The 323-nt window shown below is 41.5% G+C and carries 1 protein-coding gene; it reads left to right on the top strand.

All coding sequences use genetic code 11. The features are described 5' to 3' along the window. Window positions 1-145 precede the first annotated feature (145 nt). Window positions 146-323: Maf family protein (locus tag ACFINC_RS10770; protein WP_375617211.1), on the top strand; the 178-nt coding region annotated here is incomplete at its 3' end.

The raw sequence follows: 323 nt of genomic DNA, 5'->3' as shown, positions 1-323 counted from the left end.
AAAAAGAGCAATGTTTAAAGTGACCTTGAAAAAGTGTAAAATCAGTGCGGAAAGTATACAATAAGGGTAGTGCACAATAAAGAATAAGGAGACCCATGGCGCTTAAAATAGGGGAAGAAATAAGCCGATTGTAAAAGGGGTGGAAATGAAAATTATAAAAGAGTGGGGGAAAAAGCGTTGGGCAGAAACTCTTGGGGGAAAAATGGATTTGGGAGAAGAAATTCATTTGGTGCTTGCCTCTGCTTCGCCACGGCGTTTAATGCTCTTAGCGCAAATGGGCATTGAGCCCCAACAGGTTTATGCAAGCGATATTGATGAAACGC

Origin of the sequence: Bartonella sp. AP58NXGY, from assembly GCF_042195785.1 — a bacterium.
Lineage (GTDB): Bacteria > Pseudomonadota > Alphaproteobacteria > Rhizobiales > Rhizobiaceae > Bartonella.
Note: the sequence above shows the minus strand (reverse complement) of the source record. Positions and strands in the feature narration are given on the sequence as shown.